This window comes from Streptomyces flavidovirens DSM 40150, assembly GCF_000429085.1.
Classification (GTDB): Bacteria; Actinomycetota; Actinomycetes; order Streptomycetales; family Streptomycetaceae; genus Streptomyces; species Streptomyces flavidovirens.
In genome coordinates this window covers 141,329-162,656 of record NZ_AUBE01000003.1, presented here as the reverse complement: position 1 = coordinate 162,656, position 21,328 = coordinate 141,329, and the positions used below count along the sequence as shown (strand labels likewise).

Here is a 21,328-nt window from a genome sequence, read left to right as displayed (position 1 = left end):
TCAGACGAAGCCCGCCGTCGCCGGCCCGCGATGCCGTCGCGTGCGGCCCCGTGGTGCGGCGCCCTTGACCCTGCCGCAGCGTCAAGGTTTCTACTGGGGCTCATGCGCATCGGAGAACTCGCCGCGCTCGCCGGGGTCACCACCCGCGCCGTGCGGCACTACCACCACCAGGGGCTTCTGCCGGAGCCCCCGCGGCTGGCCAACGGTTACCGGGTGTACGGGGTGCGGCAGGCCGTCGCCCTGGCCCGCATCCGGCGACTGACCGAGCTCGGGCTCGGCCTCGACGAGGTGCGGGACGTCCTCGCCGACGACGCGGGGGCCGAACTCGCCGTCGTACTGCGCGAACTGGACACCGACCTCGCCACTCAGGAGACGGAGATCCGGCGGCGGCGAGCGCGGCTCGGTGAGCTGCTGGCGCAGGCCGAGGCAGGGACGCTGCCCGCCGAGGGGCCCGTCTCGCCCGCGCTGGCCGAGCTGCTGGGCGGTCTGCCGGTCACCGATTCGCCGTCGGCGGCCAAGGACAGGGCCCATCTGACCCTGATGGCCGGCAACGGGCAGAGCGATCAGGTCCTGCGGGCCCTCGCACCGATGACCCGGGACCCTGCCGTACTGGCGCTGTACGAGCGGATCGACGCGCTCGCCGACGCCTCTCGCGACGACCCCCGGATCGGCCCGCTCGCCGACGAGCTCGCGGCGGCCGTGCCGGACGCGGTGCTCGCAGCGATCCCGGCCCAGGGCCCTGTCGCCGCGGCGGGTGCGTACGGGGAAGCCATGCTGGCGGACTTCGCTCCGGCGCAGGCGGCGGTCGTACGACGCGTGATGGAGCTGCTCGCCGCCAGGATGGAGCGGTGAAGGGGCGGGCTGCGGCGCTCTTCGTCGTGGCGGCCGAAATCACACTGGTCATGTGTCTGCTGGCGGGGGCCGAGGTGCCGCCCCTGGTGATCGTCGCTGCCGAGGTGCTGGTGCTCACAGCCCTGGTGTGGCAGGCGTTCCGCGTCTGGCGGCTGTACGCCGCCGGGGGCTGGACGGCGGTGCGGGCCGCCGCTCCGGTGCGTGTGCTGCGGCTCGTCGGGCACGAGCTGCGGGCGCTGCACAGTCTCGCGCTGTGGGTGGCGCGGCGGCGGCACGGGGTCGAGCCGGGGGTGTACGCGGCGCCGTACACCGGGCCGCAGACCGCGATGATGTACGGCCTGCTCTTCGTCGCCGTCGTCGAGACGGTGATGCTGGCGCTGCTCATCCCGTGGCCGGCGGTGCACGCGACCGTGCTGTTCCTTGACGTCTACACGGTCGTCCAGATCCTCGGGCTGCACGCGGGCTGCGTGACCCGGCCGCACGTCGTCGGCGCGGACGGGTCACTGCGGATCCGGTACGGCGGGGTCTACGACGTGCGCGTACCGGCCGCCTCCATCAGGTCCGTACGCGTCGAACGGCGCTACTCCGACGCCAAGGAGGACGGCGTACTCGGCCTGAGCGTGGGCGGGCAGACCACCGTGCTGCTGGAGCTGACCGAGCCCGTCGCCTACCTGCGGCCGCTCGGGGGGCGGGCCGAGACGCGGGCCGTGCGCTTTCACGCCGACGACCCGCGCGCGCTCGTGGCGGCCGTCACGCGGGGGCGAACAGCACCTTCGCCGACCCCGGGTCCGCCTGGGTGAGCCGTACTCTGATGCGCTCTCCCAGCGGCAGCTCGCCGTCGCCGCCCTCGACCCGGCCGACCACCGCCACGTCGTCCAGGTGGACGGTGCCGACGGCCGGGTCGCGCTCCTGCACATCGACCACGTGGGCGTTGAACAGCTCGCCCACCCGGTCCCTGAGCAGCGCCGCCTCGACGATGTCCACGCACTCGCGCTCCACGGTGCTCGCCCGCCGCGTGCCGGCCGCCATCTCCTGCGGGAGGCCGGGCAGCGCGTCCCGTACCCACTGCGGCGGCTCCTCGCCCGCGACCGCGGCGACGCACAGCTCGCCCGCGTAACGGTCGGCGAGGCGGCGCAGCGGTGCCGTGCAGTGCGTGTACGGGGCGGCGACCGCCGCATGGACGGCGGGGTCGGGGACCTTCCCCTCCGTGAAGACGGTGTAGCCCGCGCCGCGCAGCAGCGTCGTGCACTCCTGGAGGAACGCGGCGTGCGCGGCCTTCGTCGGGTCCAGGGAGCGGACGATCTCGGCGTACGACGTGTGATGCGGCCACTCGATGCGCAGCGCCTTCGCCGACCGGCGCAGGCGCGCCACCTCGCCGACGGGGGCGGCGGGCAGGGTGCGCAGGATGCCGGTGCCCGCTGCGGTCATCAGGTCGGCGGCGGCCATGCCGGTGAGGAGGGAGATCTGGGCGTTCCAGCCATCGGCCGGCAGCGGCGCGCGGAAGCCGAGGAAGTACGAGTCGCCGCGTTCGACGATCTCCTGCTCCGGGACGTTCAGCGAGATTCCGCCGCGCTCGCGCTCCAGCGCCTCGCGCAGCCGCCCGATGTCACGCAGCAGCGCGACCGGCTCCTCGGCCGTGCCCGCGTCGATCTGCTGCTGGACGCCGGAGTAGTCGAGCCTGGCCCGGCTGCGTACGAGCGCGCGTCGTACGTCGACCGCCTCGGTACGGCCGTGCGCGTCGAGGTCGAGGCACCACAGGAGGGCGGGGCGCGTCTGGTCCGGGAGCAGACTCGCCGCGCCCTCCGAAAGCCGGGGCGGGTGCAGCGGAATCCTCCCGTCCGGGAAGTACAGCGTCATCACCCTGCGGTGCGCCTCGGCGTCCAGCGCGCCGCCCGGCGCGACGAAGGCGGCCACGTCCGCGATGGCGTAGTGCACGCGGTACCCGCCGCCTTCCCGGCGGGCCAGGTGCATCGCCTGGTCGAGGTCGGCGGAACCCGGCGGGTCGATGGTGAACAGCGGGATGCCGGTCGCGTCGTACGCGGGCAGCCGGGGGGCCCTCGCGGCCTGTTCCGCTTCCGCGAGGACCTCGGCCGGGAACTCGTCCGGCACATCGAGCGTGCTGCGCAGCGTGCGCAGGGCTGCCCGGAGGGGAGCCTCCGGTGCACCGGTCACATGGATATGGCGGCGGGGCATGGTCCGAGCGTAGGTCCGGTCGGGCCGGGCGGCATGGCGGGCTCCGCTTACCCTGGCGTTTTGGTGTGTACGTATCCGAAGGAGTTCCGCTGTGCTCGTGCTCTTGCCGCCGTCCGAGGGAAAGGCCGCCAGCGGGGCCGGCGCGCCCCTGAAGCCGGAGTCCCTCTCGCTGCCGGAACTCACCGGGGCGCGGGCCGCGGTGCTGGACGAGCTGGTGGAGCTGTGCGCCGCCGACGAGGAGAAGGCCCGCGTCGTCCTCGGGCTGAGCGAGGGGCTGCGCGGCGAGATCGCCAAGAACGTCGGACTGCGGACCGCCGGTGCCCGGCCCGCCGGTGAGATCTACACCGGCGTGCTGTACGACGCGCTGGGCCTCGCCACCCTGGACGCCGCCGCGCGCGAGCGGGCCCGGCAGTCGCTGCTGGTGTTCTCCGGGCTGTGGGGCGCGGTGGGGATCGGCGACCGGATCCCCTCGTACCGGTGCTCCATGGGCGTGAAGCTGCCGGGACTGGGCGCGCTGGGGGCGTACTGGCGCGAGCCGATGGCCGCCGCGATGCCGGTGGCCGCGGGCGACGGTCTGGTGCTTGACCTGCGGTCGTCGGCGTACACGGCGGCCTGGAAGCCGAAGGGTGACGTGGCGGGGCGCACGGCCACCGTGCGGGTGCTGCACGCGCGGATCGACGCGGCGGGGGTCGAGAAGCGGTCCGTCGTCAGCCACTTCAACAAGGCGACGAAGGGGCGGATCGTACGGGACCTGCTCGTGGCGGGCGCGGCTCCGGCCGACCCGGCGGAGCTGGTGTCCGTGCTGCGGGATCTGGGGTACGTCGTGGAGGCGTCGGCTCCGGCGAAGGCGGGCAAGGCGTGGTCGCTGGACGTGGTGGTGAAAGAGATCCACTAGGCGTGGTTGCACTGTGCGCAACGGTCGTTGCACAGAGCACCCGTCGGCGGCAGGATGGCGGCATGCCTTCCGTGCTCGACCTCGCGCCCGTCGTCCCTGTCGTTGTCCTGGAGGACGCCGCCGACGCGGTGCCGCTCGCACGGGCGCTCGTCGCGGGCGGGCTGCCGGCCATCGAGGTGACGTTGCGGACACCGGCCGCGCTCGACTCGATCCGGGCCATCGCGGCGGAGGTGCCGGACGCGGTGGTCGGGGCCGGCACGGTGATTTCCCCCGCCGGGGTGGCCGACGCGGTGGCGGCCGGGGCGCGCTTTCTGGTGAGTCCGGGGTGGACGGACACGCTGCTGGACGCGATGAAGGGGTCCGGGGTGCCGTTCCTGCCGGGGGTCTCGACGGCCTCGGAGGTCGTGGCGCTGCTGGAGCGCGGCGTGACGGAGATGAAGTTCTTTCCGGCGGAGGCGGCGGGTGGTACGGCGTACCTGAAGTCCCTGGGCGCCCCACTCCCCCAGGCCCGCTTCTGCCCGACGGGCGGCATCACCCTGGCTTCGGCACCGTCGTACCTGGCCCTCGCGAACGTGGGCTGCGTGGGCGGCACCTGGATGCTCCCGCCGGCCGCACTGACCACGAAGGACTGGCCCCGCGTGGAGACCCTGGCCCGAGAGGCGGCAGCGCTGCGACGGTAGGCGGCGCCGAGCCGGGGCGCCGGGGCCGCGCGTGGGTGCCGGGGCCGGGCCGCTCCGGGGGCGGCGTTCGGGACTGCATGATTTAGCCGCAGCCCAGCGTTCCCTTGTACGACGCCCACTCCCTGCGCACAAATCACGCTTTACGTCCCGAACACCACCCCCTGCGCGCCCCGCCCCCTCCCGCCGGTGGAAACAGTGCCGGCCGCCCGAAGCGCGGGCTGCTTTCCCCCTCCCTCCCCGAACGGCAGGGTGCCGCGCCACGACGCACCGGAGGGGGCCGGGGCCGTAGGGAGCGGTGTTCGGGACGTAAAGCGTGATTTGTGGGCTGGACGCCGGGAGGCTTTCAGGCACCCCCGCAACGCGCCTAAATCATGCAGTCCCGAATGCCGCTCCCGTAGGGCCCGGCACCCGGCACGCGCACACCCACCGGCACCCAACGGTTCCCCCGCCCAACGCCCCGGCCCCCGCCCCCGCTCACCGCAGGTGCGACGTGTCGTTCAGCAGGCGCAGCGACGCGTTGCCGTCCGCGTAGTACGCCACCGCCGACAGCGACGCCGCCGAGAGTTCCATGCGGAACAGGGACTCGGGCGGTGCGCCCAGCGCCAGCCGTACCAGCGTCTTGACCGGCGTCACGTGGCTGACCACCAGGACCGTGCGGCCCGCGTAGCGGGCGATCAGCTTGTCCCGCGTCGTCGACACCCGCCGCGCCACGGTGGCGAAGCTCTCGCCCCCGCCCGTCGGCGCCGCCTTCGGGGAGGCCAGCCAGGCGTCCAGGTCCGCGGGGTACCGCTCGCGGACCTCGGCGAACGTCAGGCCCTCCCAGGCCCCGAAGTCCGTCTCGCGCAGGCCCTCCTCGATGCGTACGTCCAGTCCGAGCCGCGCCGCCACCGCGTCCGCCGTCTCGCGGCAGCGCCGCAGTGGCGAGCTGACGATTTCCTGTACGGTGCCGCGCGCGGCCAGGGTCGTGGCGACTGCTTCGGCCTGGCGGCGGCCGACCGCCGACAGCTCGGGGTCGGAGCCACCGCTCCCGGAGAACCGCTTCTCGGGGGTGAGCGCGGTCTCGCCGTGGCGCAGGAGCACGAAGGTCGCGGGCGTACCGAGGTCGGCGGAGGCGCCCCAGCCCACGGTCGCGGCGGCCGGGGCGGGCTCGGCCTCCGCGGCGTCGGGCAGGGTCAGCGGCTCGGCGACCGCGCGCCCCAGCGCCGCCCGGGCCCTGGCCGCACCGGCCACGGCGTCGCCCACCACACGCGGCGGGGCGGAGGCACGGGAGTCCAGGTCGGCCGTGGAGGCCGACGCCTCCCACTTCTTGCCCTTCTTGCCCGCGTCCATCGCCTCGTTGGCGAGCCGGTCGGCGTGCTTGTTCTTCTCGCGGGGGATCCACTCGTAGGTGACGCGGACGCGCGGGAAGACCGTCGCGGCCTCGGCCGCGAGGGGCTTCATGTCCGGGTGCTTGATCTTCCAGCGGCCGGACATCTGCTCGACGACGAGTTTGGAGTCCATGCGGACGTGGACGGTCGCGTCGGGTGCGAGCGCGTGCGCGGCGCGCAGCCCGGCGATCAGGCCCTTGTACTCCGCGACGTTGTTCGTGGCGACGCCGATGTACTCGGCGGCTTCGGCGAGCGTCTCTCCCGTCTCCGGGTCGAGGACGACCGCGCCGTAACCGGCGGGGCCCGGGTTGCCGCGGGAGCCGCCGTCGGCCTCGATGACGAGGCTGCGTCCCATGGCTACAGGCCGGACTCGGACGTACGGACAAGGATGCGGCGGCAGTTCTCGCACCGCACGACCGTGTCGGGGGCGGCGGCCCGCACCTCGTTGACCTCGGTGATGTTGAGCTCCAGTTGGCAGCCCTCGCAGCGGCGCTGGTAGAGGCGGGCCGCGCCGACGCCGCCGGACTGGACGCGGAGCTTCTCGTACAGCTTCAGGAGGTCGGCGGGGATGGTCGCGGAGGCGACCTCGCGCTCCTTGGTGACCGTGGCGACCTCGGCGTCGATCTGCTGAGTCGCGGCGTCGCGGCGCGCGGTCGCGTCGTCGGCCTTGGCCTGGACGGAGGAGACGCGCTCGGTCAGTTCGGCGATCCGCTCCTGGATGGACTCGCGGCGCTCCATGACTTCGAGGACGACGTCCTCCAGGTCGGCCTGGCGCTTGGCGAGGGAAACGATCTCGCGCTGGAGGTTCTCCAGGTCCTTGGGCGACGAGACGGCGCCCGAGTCGAGGCGCTGCTGGTCGCGCACGGCGCGCTGGCGGACCTGGTCGACGTCCTGCTCGGCCTTGATCTGCTCGCGGGCGGTGTCGCTCTCCTCGGTCTGCGCGGCGACCAGCAGGTCACGAAGCTGCGCGAGGTCCTTGGTGAGCGATTCGATCTCGGCATGCTCGGGGAGGGAGCTGCGCCGGTGGGCGAGCTGGGACAGGCGCAGGTCGAGGGCCTGTACGTCGAGGAGACGGATCTGGTCGGCGGGCGCGGCGTTCAGTTGGGGGCTCCAGAAGAATCAAAGGGGGCGCGCGAAGCGCTCGTCGGAAGGGCGGTGGTGGGGGCGTGGTGGGAGGTCCAGGGGTCGGTGACCGTCTTGGAGACGTGGACGCGCAGGTCCCATCCGTGACGGTCGGAGATCTCGTCGAGCTGTGCGGCGGCCTGCTCGCACCAGGGCCACTCGGTGGCCCAGTGCGCGGCGTCGATCAGCGCGAGAGGGGTGTGTTCGCGGGCCTCGGAGGCCGGGTGGTGGCGCAGGTCCGCCGTGACGAAGGCGTCCACGCCGGCCGCCCGTACGTCGGCGAAGAGGCTGTCGCCGGAGCCGCCGCTGACGGCGACGGTGCTGATGAGCGCGTCGGGGTCACCGGCGACGCGGATGCCCTGCGCGGTGGCGGGCAGCCGGGCGGCGACGCGGGCCGCGAAGTGGCCGAGCGTTGCCGGGGGGTCGAGCTCGCAGACGCGGCCGAGGCCGCGGCGGCCCTCGGGGTCGGTGGGGTCGGGGACCAGCGGCCCGGTGACCCGCAGGTCCAGCGCTCCGGCGAGGGCGTCGGAGACGCCGGGGTCGGCGCTGTCGGCGTTGGTGTGGGCGACGTGCAGCGCGATGTCGTTCTTGATGAGGGTGTGTACGGCGCGGCCCTTGAAGGTGGATGCGGCGACCGTCGTCGTACCGCGCAGGTAGAGCGGGTGGTGGGTGACGAGGAGGTTCGCGCCGAGCTTCACCGCTTCGTCGACGGTCTCCTGGACGGGGTCGACGGCGAACAGGACCCGGGTCACCTCGGCGTCGGGTTCGCCGCAGACCGTGCCGACCGCGTCCCAGCTTTCGGCCCGCTCGGGGGGCCAGAGGGCGTCGAGTGCGGCGATGACTTCAGACAGACGGGGCACGCAGACAGGTTACCTGCGCCGGGTGCCCCGCCGGTCATGGCATAGGCGGCCTGCCTGACCAGGTGGCCGTGCGGGTCGTCGAGGACCTTGTTCGGCGGCGCGCACAGCCGGCTGCCGAGGATCAGGTACAGGTTAGGTTCGGCTTACTTTGTCGCCACCCGCGCATCGCCCAGCACACCCGTCTCCGTCATCTCAGGGGAACCAGGCGGTGGCCACCCTTATGTGTGAAGTGGGCGGTTGCGTGTTGTTCGGCAGGAAGTGCGAAAACTAGCTTCGGTGGTCGGAGGTGATGGCCCGATGACGGCCTGTGCCATCGAGACCGCGGCTGATGGCGACGCGGTGAGTGAGACGGTGTTCACGATCGCCGCTGACGGTTCCTACGCCGCGCGGCTGGCCGGCGCGGGAGACGCGCGGTTCCCCGAGCGGTGGACGCTCGACGGCCCCGAGCCGTACGCCGTGCCGCTGCCCGCCGACCAGCCCGAGGAACCGGACACCGGACTCCTGCCCCTGTCGGACGGGCGGGTGCTGATCCACCGGCGGCAGGGAGGTGCCTCGCACGCCTTCGGCAGCGGCGCGGGGCGGCACTCCTTCTCGCTGCTGTACCCGACGGGACCACGCACCGGCGAGCTGCCGATGGGCGCGGTCGAGTGCGAGCGGCTGGAGCTGCTGCCGCCGGCCCCGGACGGCTCGCGTGCGTACGCCCTGTCCGTGGGCGAACGGTCCACGACCGTGTGGCTGGTGGCGGGCGGCGCCTTCGGTCCCGAGCACGTCGCCGAGATCTCGGGGCGCTGCTCGGGCGGCGTATGGCTCGACCGTACGGGACGGATGCTCGCCCTGGACCGGGAGGCCGGCGGGGTGACGAAGGCGGTGGCGGTCGACCTGGAGCGGGGCGGGGAGGTGACGCCGCTGCTGCAGATCACGGAGGGCAGCAACGACCGGCTGCTGCTGGCCGATCCGGACAGCGGGCTGCTGCTGATCCGGTCGGACGCGCCGGGGCACGAGCGGCTGGGGTGGGGGGTGCTGGGGAGCATGCTGCCGGTGCGATTCCCGGAGTCGCTGGCGCCTGCCGACTGCGCGGTGACGCCGTTCGCGGTGCAGCCGGGGCAGGTACTGACGCCGGAGAGCTGCGCGGTGGCGCTGCGGATCGAGGGGGCGGCGGGGAGCTGGGTCGGGGTGTGGCGTCCGGCGGGGCGCAGGCTGCATCACCTCGCACCGCCGCGGGGGTGGCTGGCGGGGGCCGGGCTCTGGACGCGCGAGGGGGTGCTGCGACTGCCGTACTCGACGGGGGTGGTGCCGTGCGGGGTGGCTCGGGTCGAGGCTCCGGAGGACGTGGTGATCACTGAACCCCCACAAGTGGAATGCGCAGGTGGGGAACCGTTTGCGGCTCCGGACACTCCTGTGGTGTGCAAGCCCGTACCGCTCCAGCAGGCGCCCCTCACCGGGCGCGGGGCACGTGGTTAGACTCGGGCCCTGGTGTTACGCGGTCGTTGCGACTGAACGCCGGTGGTGACGGCGGGGCGGGCCTTGCACCACGTGAAAGTGATCGCAGCGATTCCAGGGGATCTCCCAACATGTCTGAAGCCCGAACCGACACGACCCAGACGCGGCCGCAGCCTTCGGCCGCCGAACGGGACGACGCCGGCCACCGCTCCGGCAGGCACCGCGGAGGTGCGGCCACCACGGAGGACTCCACCGCCCCGGCCCACGGCCGCCACCGCCGGGCGTAGGGGGCGGAGCGCTTCCTGAACGGGGTTCCGGCCCCGGACCGCGCTCCTCAAGCGCCGGAAGGGCCGGAAATTGCCGCTCAGCGGTCAGATCCGGCCCGTCCGGCGTTTGGGGACACGCCCGCAAAGCCGCTGCCGCCCCCCTCACCCCCGCTTCAGGCCCAGTACCTCCGCCGCCCCGAACGTCTCGTTCGGCGGGCGGTCCTCGAAGTACAGCGACAGCCGTTGCGTCAGCTCCTCGTACGAGAAGACCTCCTTCGCCGTGTCGAACTTGGCCGCCACCTTCGGCCGTTCCATGACCGCGACCATGCCGCCGTGGACGACGAGCAACTGGCCGTTGACTCCCCCGGCCGCAGGCGACGCGAGGTAGCCGACCAGCGGGGACACGTGCTCGGGCGCCAGCGCGTCGAGTTCGCCGCCCGCCGGCTCCGCGAATCCGGCGAACACGTCCTCGGTCATGCGTGTACGCGCCCGCGGGCAGATGGCGTTGGCCGTTACGCCGTACTTCGCCAGCGCCAGCGCCGTCGACGTCGTCAGCCCGACGATGCCGCCCTTCGCCGCCGCGTAGTTGGGCTGCCCGGCCGATCCCGCCAGGTACGCCTCCGACGAGGTGTTGACGATCCGCCCGTAGACCGGGGCCCCCGCCGCCTTGGAGCGTGCCCGCCAGTGAGCTGCCGCGAAGCGGGTGGTGTTGAAGTGGCCCTTGAGGTGGACGCGGATGACCGAGTCCCACTCGTCCTCGGTCATCGAGAAGACCATCCGGTCGCGGAGAATGCCCGCGTTGTTGACCAGGATGTCCAGCTTTCCGTACGTATCGACGGCCAGCTCGACCAGTGCGCCCGCCTGTTCATGGTCCGATACGTCGCCGAGGTGGGCCACGGCCCGCCCGCCCGCCGCCCGGATCTCCGCGGCAACCTCCTCGGCAGGGGCCGCCGACGCCTCGCCCGAGCCGTCGCGCCCCGGCTGCCCGTAGTCGTTGACGACGACGCGCGCGCCGAGCCGGGCCAGTTCCAGGGCCTCCGCGCGGCCCAGGCCGCGGCCCGCGCCCGTGACGATCGCGGACAGCCCGTCGAGCGGCAGTGCCGGTGACGGTGGCAGTGACATCCGTGGTCCCCTCCCCTCAGATCTCTATGCACGTACGCAGGGCCTCGCCCGTACGCATTTGGTCCAGGGCGTCGTTGATCCCGTCCAGTCGCACCCGGTGGGTGATCAGGCCCTCCAGGTCGATCCGCCCGGCGCGCCACAGCGCGATGGCCCGCTCGTACGAACGGAGCACGTCCCCGCCCCCGTACATGGACGGCAGTATCCGCTTCTCGTCGAAGAACAGCTCGAACATGTTGAGCTGGAAGAAGTCGTCCATGGCGCCCGCGCCGACGACACACAGCGTGCCGCCGCGCCGCGTCGTCTCGTAGGCGGTGCGGGCCGTGGCCGACTTGCCGACGACCTCGAAGACGTAGTCGAAGCCCTCGCCGGCCGTGACGCGCTGCTTGGCGTCGGCCAGCTCGTCCGGCGAGACCGCTTCCGTCGCGCCGAACCTCAGCGCCGCCTCGCGCCGCGAGGCTACCGGGTCGACCGCGACGATCTGCGCCGCGCCCTGCACCCGCGCGCCCTGGATCGCCGAGATGCCGACGCCGCCGCAACCAATGACGGCGACCGACGAACCGGCCTCCACCCGCGCCGTGTTGATGGCCGCGCCGAGTCCCGTCGTCACGCCGCAGCCGATGAGGGCGGCGATCTCGTACGGCAGGTCGTCGGGTATCGGAACGGCGCAGCCCGCGTCCACCACCACCTCCTCGGTGAAGGTGCCGGTGCCGGCGAAGCCGAAGACGTCGCCGCCGGGGCGCTTGAAGTTGGGCGTGCCCGCGTTCATGAGCCCGGCCAGACACAGGTGCGTCTGGCCGCGCTTGCAGGAGGGGCAGGAGGCGCACGCGGGCAGCCAGCAGACCAGGACGCGGTCCCCCTGGCTGATCCCGGTGACGCCGTCACCGATGTCGACCACCTCGCCCGCGCCTTCGTGTCCCGGTATGAAGGGGGCGGGCTGCGGCAGTACGCCGCTCATCGCGGAGACGTCGGAGTGGCACAGTCCGGTGGCCCGGACGCGGAGCTTGACCTTGCCGGGGCCGAAGCCCACCGCCTCGACGTCGTCGAGGACTTCGAGCTTGTCCTGCCCTATCTCGTGCAGTACGGCTGCGCGCACGGTACGGCTCCCTTCACGAAGTTCAGGTCACGTGTGTACGACGGTGGTGTCGGCCAGTACCGGCGCGTCGTCCCTCTCGACAGCCGTGACCGACACCTGGACGCGCCCCGGCGACTTCCACATCCGCAGGCGCAGGGTCTCGCCGGGGAAGACGACCCCGGCGAAGCGGGTGCTGTACGAGGTGACGCGCGCGACGTCGCCGCCGAGCACGGTGTCGACGACGGCCTTGAGCGTCATGCCGTACGAGCACAGGCCGTGCAGGATCGGCCGCTCGAAACCGGCGAGCTTGGCGAACTCCGGGTCGGCGTGCAGCGGGTTCCAGTCGCCGGACAGGCGGTAGAGGAGGGCTTGGTCCTCGCGTACGTGCCGCTCGACCTCCACGTCCGGCGGGTGCGTGGGCTGTTCGGTGCGGGCGGACGGTCCGCGCTCGCCGCCGAAGCCGCCTTCGCCGCGTACGAAGATCTGGGCGTCGCTGGTCCACAGCGGCCCGTTGTCGTCGGCGGTCTCGGAGCGCAGCACGATGACGGCGGCCTTGCCCTTGTCGTACACCGCCTGGACCTTGGACGTCTGCACCGCGTTGCCCCTGACGGGGATCGGGCGGTGCAGCTCGATGCGCTGGCCACCGTGCAGGACGTGCGCGAGATTGACGTCGATGCCCGGCGCGGAGAGGCCACCGACCACGGCCATGCCGGCGCCCGCGACGGTGGCGAAGCTGGGCAGGACGTGCAGCCGGGATTCGAGGGTGTAGCGCAGCTCGTCGGGGTCGGTGGCGGGCGTGCCGGCACCGAGGCCGAGGTGGTAGAGCTGGACGTCCTTGTGGTCCCAGGCGATTTCGGCGCTGCGGGGTTCGGCGGCGAGGGCCTTTGCGGCATCGATGGGCATGGGGATGCTGCTCCTTGGGAGATGGAAGACCCCGGCGCGGCCGTCCGCACCGTCGGCCGCACCGAGGTCGCGCGGGACCGGCCGCGGACCGCCCGTTCTAGAACGCGTTCTAGGCCGATGGGGCCTATGTATAACGCACGCCCCGGAAGTTGTGAAGACCGCTCACTGACGCTCCGTCAGGTCAATTCTGCGGGATCGCGACCGACAGCTCACCCGAACGCGCGCATGTGCGCATGTGCGCATGTGCGCATTACGGACACCGGCCGGGCGTAGGCTCCGACCAGCCCGTAGGCAACGACCTGGAACTGGAGCCCACCCCGTGATCAGAGTCCTCCTCGCCGAGGACCAGGGCATGATGCGCGGCGCCCTCGCCCTGCTGCTTGGCCTGGAGGCGGACATCGAGGTCGTCGCCCAGGTGGCCAAGGGTGACGAGATCGTTGACGCCGCCCTCGTCTCCCGCCCCGACGTGGCGCTCCTGGACATCGAACTCCCCGGCCTCAGCGGCCTCGACGCCGCCGCGCTGCTGCGCGACGAGGTGCCCGACTGCCGGGTGGTGACCCTCACGACCTCCGGCAGGCCCGGCCGGCTGCGCCGCGCCATGGAGGCGGGGGCGGTGGGTTTCCTGGTCAAGGACGGCCCCGTGGAGGAGCTGGCCGCGACGATCCGCCGGGTGCTGACCGGTGAGACCGTCATCGACCCGGCCCTCGCGGCGGCGGCCCTCAGCTCCGGGCCGAGCCCGCTCACCGCGCGCGAGTGCGACGTACTGAACGCGGCGGCGGCCGGGGCGACCGTCGCCGACATCGCGGGGAAACTGCGCCTGCCGGAGTCGACCGTACGGAACGACCTGTCGTCGGCGATCGGCAAGACCGGCACCCGCAACGGCATGGAGGCGGTACGCGCGGCGAGGCTGCAGGGCTGGCTCTGAGCCCTCGCGTTAGGTGCCGAGCGCTCCCATTTCCCTCTCTAGACCAATCGGTCTATTCTTGGGGTCATGACAGCGCGAGGCGAAACACGCGGTCGGTTGCTGCGCACCGCCGCAGAGCTGTTCCAGCGGCAGGGCTACCACGGCACCGGGCTGAACCAGGTGCTGGCCGACAGCCGCGCCCCCAAAGGTTCGCTGTACTTCCACTTCCCTGGTGGCAAGGAGGAACTGGCCGCCGAAGCTGTGACGTTGTCCGGCCGGGAACTCGGCGAGGTGTTCGCCGGTTTGATGGAGGCCGCGCCTGACGCCCGTACCGCGTTGGCCACGGTGGGCGAGCATTTCGCGCGCTCCCTCGAAGACTCCGCGTTCCAAAAGGGATGCCCGGTGGCCACTGTGGCTCTGGAGGCCGCGGCCGAAAGCGAACCGATCCGGGCCGCCTGCGACGCCGTCTACGCGGCCTGGCAGAGCGTCTTCGCCACCGCGCTGCGCGGCTGGGGTGTTCGGGAAGAGCGCGCCGACTCGTTCGCCGACACGGTGCTGTCCTCCCTTCAGGGAGCGGTGCTGCTGGCGCGGATACGGCGCGATGTGAGCGTCATCCACCGCACGGCTCGCGACCTCGGGGACCTGATTGACGGCCGTTCCCCTTCTCCTGTGTGACTTCCTCCCGCGTGACTCCCGCGTGACTCCTGCGTGACCGAAAGGGCAAGCCATGCGTGTCCATCATCTCGACTGTGGCTCCCTACGGGAGATCGACCCCGTGGACCGGCCTGGCGGCCCACCCCTGGAACCGGCCCGCGCGGTCGTCCACTGCCTGCTGGTCGAAACCGCTTCCGACGGTCTGGTGCTGGTGGACGCGGGCATCGGCACTGCCGATGTCAAGGACCCGAACGAGCGCCTCGGCCCTGACTGGGTCGCATTCGCCGAACCGTCACTGGACCCCGCGCTGCCCGCTGTACGGCAGGTCGAGCGGCTGGGATTCGCGCCGCAGGACGTCCGGCACATCGTGCTGACCCATCTCCACCGCGATCACGCGGGTGGCCTGCGGGACTTCCCGCACGCGCGCGTGCACGTACACGAGGCCGAACTCGCCGCCGCCCGCGCCGACCTCGGCGCCACCTACCGCCAGGCCCAACTGGCACACGGGCCGCGCTGGACCACGTACGCGGAGCAGGACGGCGAACCCTGGCTCGGCTTCGACGGTGTCCGGCCGCTGCGGGGGCTCCCCGCGGAGATCCTGATGGTTCCGCTCGGAGGGCACTCCGCGGGCCATGCGGCTGTGGTCGTCGAGACCGGTGACCGACGTCTGGTGCACGCGGGCGACGCGTACTTCCACCACGGCGAACTGGACCGCTCCGCCCCCGTCCCGCATCCCGTACTGGAAATGGTGCAGCGCGGCGCGGAGGTGGACCGCGCCATGCGCCTGGGCAATGTGGCCCGGCTGGCCGAACTCGGTGACGGTACGGAGGTGTTCTGCGCCCACGACCCGTGGGAATTCCAGCGGTTGCAGCAATGGCCGACCCAAGACCGACCGTGATCCGCACGGTTGCCGGCCGCCGTCTCCTGCCCCGCCCACTCCTCGGCTCATGCCGCCCGGAGCATCGTCACCACCGCCGCCCCGCCGAGGCCGATATTGTGCGCCAGCCCCACCCGCGCGCCCTCCACCTGCCGCGCCCCCGCCTCCCCCCGCAACTGCCACGTCAGTTCCGCCGCCTGCGCGAGGCCGGTGGCGCCCAGTGGGTGCCCCTTGGAGATGAGCCCGCCGGAGGGATTGACGACCCAGCGGCCCCCGTACGTCGTCGCGCCGCTCTCCACGAGCTTGCCGGATTCACCGTCGCGGCACATGCCCAGCGCCTCGTACGTCAGCAGCTCGTTTACGGAGAAACAGTCGTGCAGCTCGACCACGTCGACATCCTCGATGCCGAGCCCGGACGCCTCGTACACCTGACGTGCGGCGGCCCGCGACATCGGCTTGCCGACGACGTCGATGCAGGAACCGGAGGCGAAGGACTCCTCGGTGTCCGTCGTCATCGCCTGGGCGGCGATCTCAACGGCCTTGCCGTGCAAGCCGTGCTGGACGAGAAAGCGCTCGGACACCACGACCACAGCGGCCGCGCCGTCGGAGGTCGGCGAGCACTGGAGCTTCGTCAGCGGCCGGTGAATGGTCTTCGCCGCGAGGATCTCGTCGACCGTCCACACGTCCCGGAACTGCGCGTTCGGGTTGTCCGCCGAGTGCCTGTGGTTCTTCGCGGCGACCGCCGCGAGCTGCGCCTCCGTCGTGCCGTACCGCTCCATGTGCTCGCGCGCCGCGTTGCCGAAGATCTGCGCGGTGGGCGGGGTCATTTCGAAGCCGTGGGCGGCGGCCATGACGCCGTAATGCCGGGCGACGGGTGAAGTCGCGAAGTCGCCCCCGTCCGAACCGCCCCCCATCGCCCCCCGCTTCATCTTCTCGAAGCCGAGCGCCAGCACGCAGTCGCTGATACCGCCTTCGACGAACTGCCGCGCCATCATCAGTGCCGTGGAACCGGTCGCACAGTTGTTGTTGACGTTGTAGACGGGGACGCCGGTCAGACCGAGTTCGTACGCCGCTCGCTGACCGGCCGTCGATGCCTGGAAGCAGTAGCCGACGGCGACCTGTTGTACGTCGCGGTACGCGATCCCGGCGTCGGCCAGCGCCTCGGTCCCGGCCTCCTTCGCCATGTCCCAGTACTGCCAGTCACGGCTCTCGGGTTTCTCAAACTTCGTCATCCCGGCACCGACGATGTACGCCTTCATCAGCTCGTCTCCCTCTCCCCTTCGGCCTCGGGCAGACTAGAACACGTTGCAATCTGACGGAAGGTCATATTGAGGCTGAGGAATCGATACGGCTACGCCCGTTCGAGTGACGCGGACATCGTGGGACATCAGCATGGGCAACGGACAGAAGGCACCAAAGCCTTCACCGAAATGAATGGAATCCCATGCGGCTTCGTAACACCCTGGCCGATCGCTCGGTCATCTTCCACTGAGGGCAATGACTTCCGCCCCGGTACCTGCGCATGCGCGGGTACCGGGGCGGAGCTGTGTGGCGACGGTCCTCAGAGGCCGCCCTCGGCGGCGGCCGTGACGAATGCCGCGAAGGCGGCGGGGGCGACGGCGAAGGCGGGGCCTTCGGGGTTCTTGGAGTCTCGGACGGCGATGCGGCAGGGCTGAGTGGCGACCTCGACGCACTCGCCGCCGGTGTCACCGCTGTACGACGACTTGCGCCAGGCGGCGGCGCCCAGGGGGGCGCACTCGACGCACTGGCCTCCGGTGTCACCGCTGTACGACGACTTACGCCACTGCGCCCCCGTCAGGTTCTGGTTGGTGTCCATAACACTCCTCCATTACGCGGGCGATCCGTGCTGCCGAATCCCCCACGGGGAGCGCGGCAGCCTGCAAGTGATCGTAACGGAGCGAACCCTCCCTGAGAGCCTGAGGATTGGCCGTCATATGGCCCTGGACGAAGTCCTCGGTGTACACGAGGTCGGGGTCACCCTCGAACCGCAAGAGGTTGAAAGAGCCCATCAGTCCCGCATGGGCGCCGGTCTCGAACGGCAGAATCTGTACCTTGACCCACTCCCGCCCCCGCAGGCTCAACAAGTGGGCGAGTTGGTTCCGCATGACGTCACGGCCGCCGATCTGCTGACGCAGGACAGCCTCGCTCAGCACCACCCAGCACAATGGCGGATTCTCACGCTCAAGGATGCGCTGCCGCTCCATCCGTGCCGCCACTCGGGCATCGACGTTCCCCTCGGACCGGCCTGCCAGTACCGCCCGCGCATAGGCCTCCGTCTGGAGCAGGCCGTCCACCAGTTGCGCCTGAAACGAGGAGATGTACGTCGCCCGCGCCTCCATCTCCGCATACGCCTGGAACCAGTGCGGCAACTGACTCCGCAGCACCAGCCCCAGCAGCCGCGAAAACGTCCCGCCCGTCCCCAGCGCCGCGTCGATCCGCTCCGAGAAGTCGCGGGTCGGCACCTTGCGTGCCGTTTCAATCTGGCCGATGAGCGAGCCCGTACAGAAGACGATGTCACCGAGCTGCCCCTGCTTGAGCCCGGCCGCCTCCCTCAGGCGGCGCAGTTCGGAGCCGTAGTAGTCCAGCGGCGATGCGCTGGGATCGAGATCGCGGATGTTGACCATGCGGAGGCCACCCCCAAGTTCAACGCCGTGAGGCGTTCCTTTCGGTCAGTAGCCGAGCGTAATCGCGCCACGCCATCCTGGTGACATGAATCACGTAACTGCCCCCGCATCAGCGCAAATTGACGCCAGCTATCGCATGGGCTTCACCGTCGGTGAGCACTCGGCGCGGCACCTGCGGCGCATGGTGCGGATGTTCCTGGCGCGCTGGGACCTGGTCGAGCTGACCGACGCCGCCGAGCTCGCCCTCACCGAGCTCGTCGCCAATGTCGTACGTCACGTACCCGACCGGCACTGCAACCTCCTCATCCTCCGCCGGCCGGGCGGGCTGCGGGTGGAGGTCACGGACAGGTGTCCCCGCCCGCCGCTCGCGGTGCACGGAGGCGACGAGCTCGCCGAAGGCGGGCGGGGCCTGCTGCTGGTCGAGGCCGTGGCCGACCGCTGGGGCACGGTGCCGCTGCCGGGCGGCAAGACGGTCTGGTTCGAGTGCGATGCGAAACCATGTTCGGGCCCGCCTACGATGTGACCGCCCAGTACACGTGCACGCCGCCTGACCGGAGGACCCCATGGCCGCCGCCGCGCCCAAGCCCGAGACGCTCGCCGCCTTCGAGGCCGCCAAGGGGTTCATGCCGGTGCGTGAAGGGCTCGCCCTGTACGCCGCCGCTGCCGAGGCCGGGGCGCTCGGGCTGCCGCTGGTGGAGGTCGGTACGTACTGCGGGCGCTCTACGATCCTGCTGGCCGACGCCGCCCGCGCGGCCGGCACGGTCGCTGTGACGGTCGACCACCACCGGGGCAGCGAGGAGCAGCAGCCCGGCTGGGAGTACCACGACCCGACGGTCGTGGACCCGGAGGTCGGCCTGATGGACACGCTCCCCACCTTCCGGCGCACGCTCCACAAGGCGGGCCTCGAAGACCACGTGATCGCGATCGTCGGGCGTTCGCCGCAGGTGGCGGCCGTGTGGGGCGGCGAGGTCGGTCTCGTCTTCATCGACGGCGGACACACCGACGAGCACGCCAACGGTGACTACGAGGGCTGGGCCCCGCACGTCGCCGTCGGCGGGCTGCTCGTCATCCACGACGTGTTCCCGGACCCGGCGGACGGGGGCCAGGCGCCGTACCGCGTGCATCAGCGTGCACTCGGGTCCGGCGCCTTCACCGAAATCTCGGTGACCGACTCGCTTCGTGTCCTGCGCCGTACATCCTCGGGGATCTGACCGGCCCGGATAGCATCGCCGGGTGTCGTACGACAGCCAGCCCCCCACTTCGCCCTCCTCCCCCTCCTCCTCCCCCTCTCCCCGCCGCTTCGGCCGGGGGAACGTCACCGTCGCGGTCGCCGCGCTCGTACCGACCGCCCTGGCGGGCTGGCTCGCGTGGCAGGCGATGAGCGGCCCCGGCGACAGCGATCCGCCGAAGGTGGTACCGCTGCCGGGCCAGAGTCAGGCGCAGAGCCAGAGCCGATCCGCCTCGTCGCCGGCCGACGCGAAGCCGTCGGCTCCCACCACGCCGCCCGCGGCGACCGCTTCCCCATCCAAGACGCAGGAGCAGGGCAAGCCGGTCGCGAACCCCACCGCGACCGGGCCGCTCGCCGGCAAGGTCGTGGTGGTCGACCCCGGCCACAATCCGGGCAATTTCCGCCATACGCGTGAAATCAGCAGACTCGTTGATGTCGGTACGCACCGCAAGGAATGCGACACCACGGGCACCTCCACCAACGGCGGCTACACCGAGGCCTCGTTCACCCTGGACGTCTCGCGCCGCCTGCGTACCCTCCTCGAACAGCAGGGCGCGACGGTCAAGCTCGTACAGAACGAGGACCGTCCGTACGGGCCGTGCGTGGACGAGCGGGCCCGGATCGGCAACGAGGCGAAGGCCGACGCCGTGGTCTCGGTCCACGCGGACGGCTCGGCGGTCGGCAACCGCGGCTTCCACGTGATCCTGCCCGCCCTGGTGAAGGGCGGCGCCGCGGATACGTCGAAGATCGTCGGCCCTTCGCGTGATCTGGGGACACGCCTCGCGGGCAAGTTCGTCCAGGCGACGGGCAGCGCGCCGTCCAACTACGTGGGCGGTGGCACGGGATTGGTCGTACGCAAGGACCTCGGCGGGCTCAATCTGTCGACCGTGCCCAAGGTGTTCATCGAATGCGGCAATATGCGCGATCCGAAGGACGCGGCTCTGCTGACGGACGGGAGCTGGCGCCAGAAGGCGGCGCAGGGGATCGCCGACGGCATCGGGAGTTACCTCAACGGGTAGGTCTGATACCCGGGGGCCGACGCCGCCGGAGGGACGATAGATTCATCCGTACGATGGGGAGCTGCCCCCGAGCTCCGCACTGTGCCGCCCCGACGAGTCGACCCACTAAGGACCTTCAAAGTGAACATCCGCTCCCTCACTCGAGGCGACGGCGTGGTGATCGGAGCAGCGGTGGTGCTGTTCATCGCCTCGTTCCTCGATTTCAAGTCGTACGACAAGCCGGCTTGCTCGGGCAACTTCTGCCCTCCGGCCATCGATTCCGGCAACGCCTGGGACAGCCTGGGCCTTCTGATGAGCGTCTACCTGGCGGGTGTGATCGCGGCGGCGCTCATCGTGGTGTCCCGTGCGCTGCCGCAGCAGCGGAAGATCGCCGGTATCGACCTCGGGCAGTTCGGGGTCGCGTTCGCCGTCTTCGCGGCCTGGACCGCCTTCTGGACGATCGTCGACGGCAGCGACTCCGGCCCCGGCCAGATCCTCGGCCTGCTCGCGGCACTGATCCTCGCCGCCGCCGCCGCCGTCGCCGCCCCGCTCGTCCCGGCGCTCAAGGCCCCGCTCATGGGCGCCCCGAAGCCGGTCACGCACCAGCCGTACGGTGGCCAGCCCGGCCAGCCGGGCCCCGGTGGTTACGGCTACCCCGGCGCCCAGCAGCAGCCGTACGGCGGCCAGCCTGGTCAGCCGCAGCCGTACGGTGCGCAGCCCCAGCAGGGTCAGCAGCCGCAGGGTCAGCAGCCGCACGCGCAGCAGCAGGCTCCGGCCGCGCAGGGGCAGCAGACGGGTGCGCCCGCCGCTGCCGCCGACTTCGCGCCGTTCTGGTTCGCGGTGCCGGTCGCCCGTCCCCTGTACGCCGAGGACGGTTCGCCGACGCCGATCGCCGAGCTGGCGCCCGGCACCTGGTACCTGGCGGTGGAGCAGCGCGGTCCCGGTCTGGTCGCCCAGACGCAGGACGGCCGCCGCGGCGTCCTGCAGGACACCACCGGCATCCAGCGCGGCTGACGGCCAAGCAGCGTAACGCCAACGGCTCCTCACCCCGCGCGGGGTGAGGAGCCGTTGGCGTTACGGCTACCAAAAGTTCACCTGCCGGAAAGGTGAAAACTCAACTGACTTGTCCGCAATATAGTTACTGTCCGGTTGGCGTAGAAAGCCGCGACCAAGATCGGGTACTTTCCTCACGCCGTCGCCACACCGGGGGCACAGGGCTCCCAGGGACTAGCGGCGCGAAGGACCAATTC

General features: G+C 71.7%; 23 protein-coding genes. 13 read left to right on the top strand and 10 right to left on the bottom strand.

The genetic code is table 11. The annotated features are described in order from the left end of the window. Positions 1-102: 102 nt before the first annotated feature. Together G412_RS0105995 and G412_RS0105990 are read left to right on the top strand one after the other, a co-directional pair. Positions 103-852, top strand: a complete 750-nt coding sequence (locus G412_RS0105995; protein ID WP_028811267.1) for a MerR family transcriptional regulator — start codon at positions 103-105, stop codon at positions 850-852. Continuing rightward, a complete protein-coding gene (locus G412_RS0105990; RefSeq protein WP_037647873.1) occupies positions 849-1,652 on the top strand; it encodes a hypothetical protein in 804 nt (267 codons plus the stop codon). Before G412_RS0105995 ends, G412_RS0105990 begins: the two co-directional genes overlap by 4 nt. Here G412_RS0105990 and G412_RS0105985 read toward each other — a convergent pair. After that, a complete protein-coding gene (locus tag G412_RS0105985; RefSeq protein ID WP_028811265.1) occupies positions 1,603-3,045 on the bottom strand; it encodes an RNB domain-containing ribonuclease in 1,443 nt (480 codons plus the stop codon). The two genes, G412_RS0105990 and G412_RS0105985, sit on opposite strands and share 50 nt — an antisense overlap. Positions 3,046-3,136: 91 nt before the next feature. Between G412_RS0105985 and yaaA the strand changes: the two genes are divergently transcribed. Both yaaA and eda read left to right on the top strand, forming a co-directional pair. After that, entirely contained in the window at positions 3,137-3,940 is an 804-nt protein-coding gene (gene yaaA / locus G412_RS0105980; protein WP_028811264.1) for a peroxide stress protein YaaA, read from the top strand. Between the two features lie 62 nt (positions 3,941-4,002). Further along, positions 4,003-4,620 carry a bifunctional 4-hydroxy-2-oxoglutarate aldolase/2-dehydro-3-deoxy-phosphogluconate aldolase gene (gene eda, locus G412_RS0105975; RefSeq protein WP_028811263.1) on the top strand — a complete coding sequence of 206 codons (618 nt, stop codon included), beginning with the start codon at positions 4,003-4,005 and terminating at the stop codon, positions 4,618-4,620. Positions 4,621-5,094: 474 nt separating this feature from the next. Here eda and G412_RS0105970 read toward each other — a convergent pair whose 3' ends face one another. Genes G412_RS0105970 through G412_RS0105960 form a run of 3 tightly spaced genes read right to left on the bottom strand, consistent with a single transcriptional unit; the run spans position 5,095 to position 7,969 of the window. After that, positions 5,095-6,342 (bottom strand): bifunctional RNase H/acid phosphatase, encoded by a 1,248-nt coding sequence (locus tag G412_RS0105970; protein ID WP_028811262.1) that lies wholly within the window; start codon positions 6,340-6,342, stop codon positions 5,095-5,097. A 2-nt stretch (positions 6,343-6,344) separates the two neighbouring features. Beyond that, positions 6,345-7,088 (bottom strand): CT398-like coiled coil hairpin domain-containing protein, encoded by a 744-nt coding sequence (locus G412_RS0105965; protein WP_078606821.1) that lies wholly within the window; start codon positions 7,086-7,088, stop codon positions 6,345-6,347. Then, positions 7,085-7,969 carry a Nif3-like dinuclear metal center hexameric protein gene (locus G412_RS0105960; RefSeq protein ID WP_028811260.1) on the bottom strand — a complete coding sequence of 295 codons (885 nt, stop codon included), beginning with the start codon at positions 7,967-7,969 and terminating at the stop codon, positions 7,085-7,087. The genes G412_RS0105965 and G412_RS0105960 overlap by 4 nt, the downstream gene beginning before the upstream one ends. A 297-nt stretch (positions 7,970-8,266) precedes the next feature. Here G412_RS0105960 and G412_RS0105955 point away from each other — a divergent pair, with 297 nt between their 5' ends. Then, positions 8,267-9,430, top strand: a complete 1,164-nt coding sequence (locus G412_RS0105955) for a hypothetical protein (RefSeq protein ID WP_208857844.1) — start codon at positions 8,267-8,269, stop codon at positions 9,428-9,430. A 110-nt stretch (positions 9,431-9,540) separates the two neighbouring features. Beyond that, positions 9,541-9,696: a hypothetical protein gene (locus G412_RS40065; RefSeq protein ID WP_167546444.1), complete on the top strand. Its 156-nt coding sequence runs from the start codon at positions 9,541-9,543 to the stop codon at positions 9,694-9,696. 141 nt (positions 9,697-9,837) lie between these two features. On the opposite strand, the gene G412_RS0105945 is transcribed toward G412_RS40065, so the two are convergent. Genes G412_RS0105945 through G412_RS0105935 form a run of 3 tightly spaced genes read right to left on the bottom strand, consistent with a single transcriptional unit; the run spans position 9,838 to position 12,772 of the window. Further along, a complete protein-coding gene (locus tag G412_RS0105945) occupies positions 9,838-10,797 on the bottom strand; it encodes a 3-oxoacyl-ACP reductase (protein WP_028811258.1) in 960 nt (319 codons plus the stop codon). Between the two features lie 16 nt (positions 10,798-10,813). Continuing rightward, positions 10,814-11,890 carry a Zn-dependent alcohol dehydrogenase gene (locus G412_RS0105940; RefSeq protein WP_028811257.1) on the bottom strand — a complete coding sequence of 359 codons (1,077 nt, stop codon included), beginning with the start codon at positions 11,888-11,890 and terminating at the stop codon, positions 10,814-10,816. Positions 11,891-11,917: 27 nt separating this feature from the next. Continuing rightward, on the bottom strand, positions 11,918-12,772 hold the full coding sequence (locus G412_RS0105935; protein ID WP_028811256.1) for a MaoC/PaaZ C-terminal domain-containing protein: 855 nt from the start codon (positions 12,770-12,772) through the stop codon (positions 11,918-11,920). A 319-nt stretch (positions 12,773-13,091) separates the two neighbouring features. On the opposite strand from G412_RS0105935, the gene G412_RS0105930 reads away from it, so the two are divergent. From G412_RS0105930 to G412_RS0105920, 3 genes are all read left to right on the top strand, one after another. Further along, entirely contained in the window at positions 13,092-13,697 is a 606-nt protein-coding gene (locus tag G412_RS0105930) for a response regulator (protein WP_028811255.1), read from the top strand. 96 nt (positions 13,698-13,793) lie between these two features. After that, entirely contained in the window at positions 13,794-14,351 is a 558-nt protein-coding gene (locus tag G412_RS0105925) for a TetR/AcrR family transcriptional regulator (protein WP_244282864.1), read from the top strand. Positions 14,352-14,403: 52 nt separating this feature from the next. Next, the gene (locus G412_RS0105920) at positions 14,404-15,228 is read left to right on the top strand and encodes an MBL fold metallo-hydrolase (RefSeq protein ID WP_028811253.1); all 825 of its coding nucleotides are present in this window, start codon (positions 14,404-14,406) and stop codon (positions 15,226-15,228) included. Between the two features lie 47 nt (positions 15,229-15,275). On the opposite strand, the gene G412_RS0105915 is transcribed toward G412_RS0105920, so the two are convergent. The 3 genes from G412_RS0105915 to G412_RS0105905 form a co-directional block, all read right to left on the bottom strand. Then, complete coding sequence (locus G412_RS0105915) at positions 15,276-16,466, bottom strand: lipid-transfer protein (protein ID WP_028811252.1); 1,191 nt, start codon at positions 16,464-16,466, stop codon at positions 15,276-15,278. A gap of 302 nt (positions 16,467-16,768) precedes the next feature. Next, on the bottom strand, positions 16,769-17,044 hold the full coding sequence (locus G412_RS0105910; protein ID WP_028811251.1) for a DUF397 domain-containing protein: 276 nt from the start codon (positions 17,042-17,044) through the stop codon (positions 16,769-16,771). Continuing rightward, a complete protein-coding gene (locus G412_RS0105905) occupies positions 17,004-17,852 on the bottom strand; it encodes a helix-turn-helix domain-containing protein (RefSeq protein WP_028811250.1) in 849 nt (282 codons plus the stop codon). The genes G412_RS0105910 and G412_RS0105905 overlap by 41 nt, the downstream gene beginning before the upstream one ends. Before the next feature lie 85 nt (positions 17,853-17,937). Between G412_RS0105905 and G412_RS0105900 the strand changes: the two genes are divergently transcribed. From G412_RS0105900 to G412_RS0105885, 4 genes are all read left to right on the top strand, one after another. Next, a complete protein-coding gene (locus G412_RS0105900) occupies positions 17,938-18,375 on the top strand; it encodes an ATP-binding protein (RefSeq protein ID WP_037647868.1) in 438 nt (145 codons plus the stop codon). A gap of 40 nt (positions 18,376-18,415) precedes the next feature. Next, the gene (locus G412_RS0105895; RefSeq protein ID WP_028811248.1) at positions 18,416-19,063 is read left to right on the top strand and encodes a class I SAM-dependent methyltransferase; all 648 of its coding nucleotides are present in this window, start codon (positions 18,416-18,418) and stop codon (positions 19,061-19,063) included. 22 nt (positions 19,064-19,085) lie between these two features. Next, positions 19,086-20,099, top strand: a complete 1,014-nt coding sequence (locus G412_RS0105890) for an N-acetylmuramoyl-L-alanine amidase (RefSeq protein ID WP_028811247.1) — start codon at positions 19,086-19,088, stop codon at positions 20,097-20,099. Positions 20,100-20,219: 120 nt separating this feature from the next. Further along, positions 20,220-21,092 carry a DUF5336 domain-containing protein gene (locus tag G412_RS0105885; RefSeq protein ID WP_028811246.1) on the top strand — a complete coding sequence of 291 codons (873 nt, stop codon included), beginning with the start codon at positions 20,220-20,222 and terminating at the stop codon, positions 21,090-21,092. The last annotated feature ends 236 nt before the right edge of the window (positions 21,093-21,328 follow it).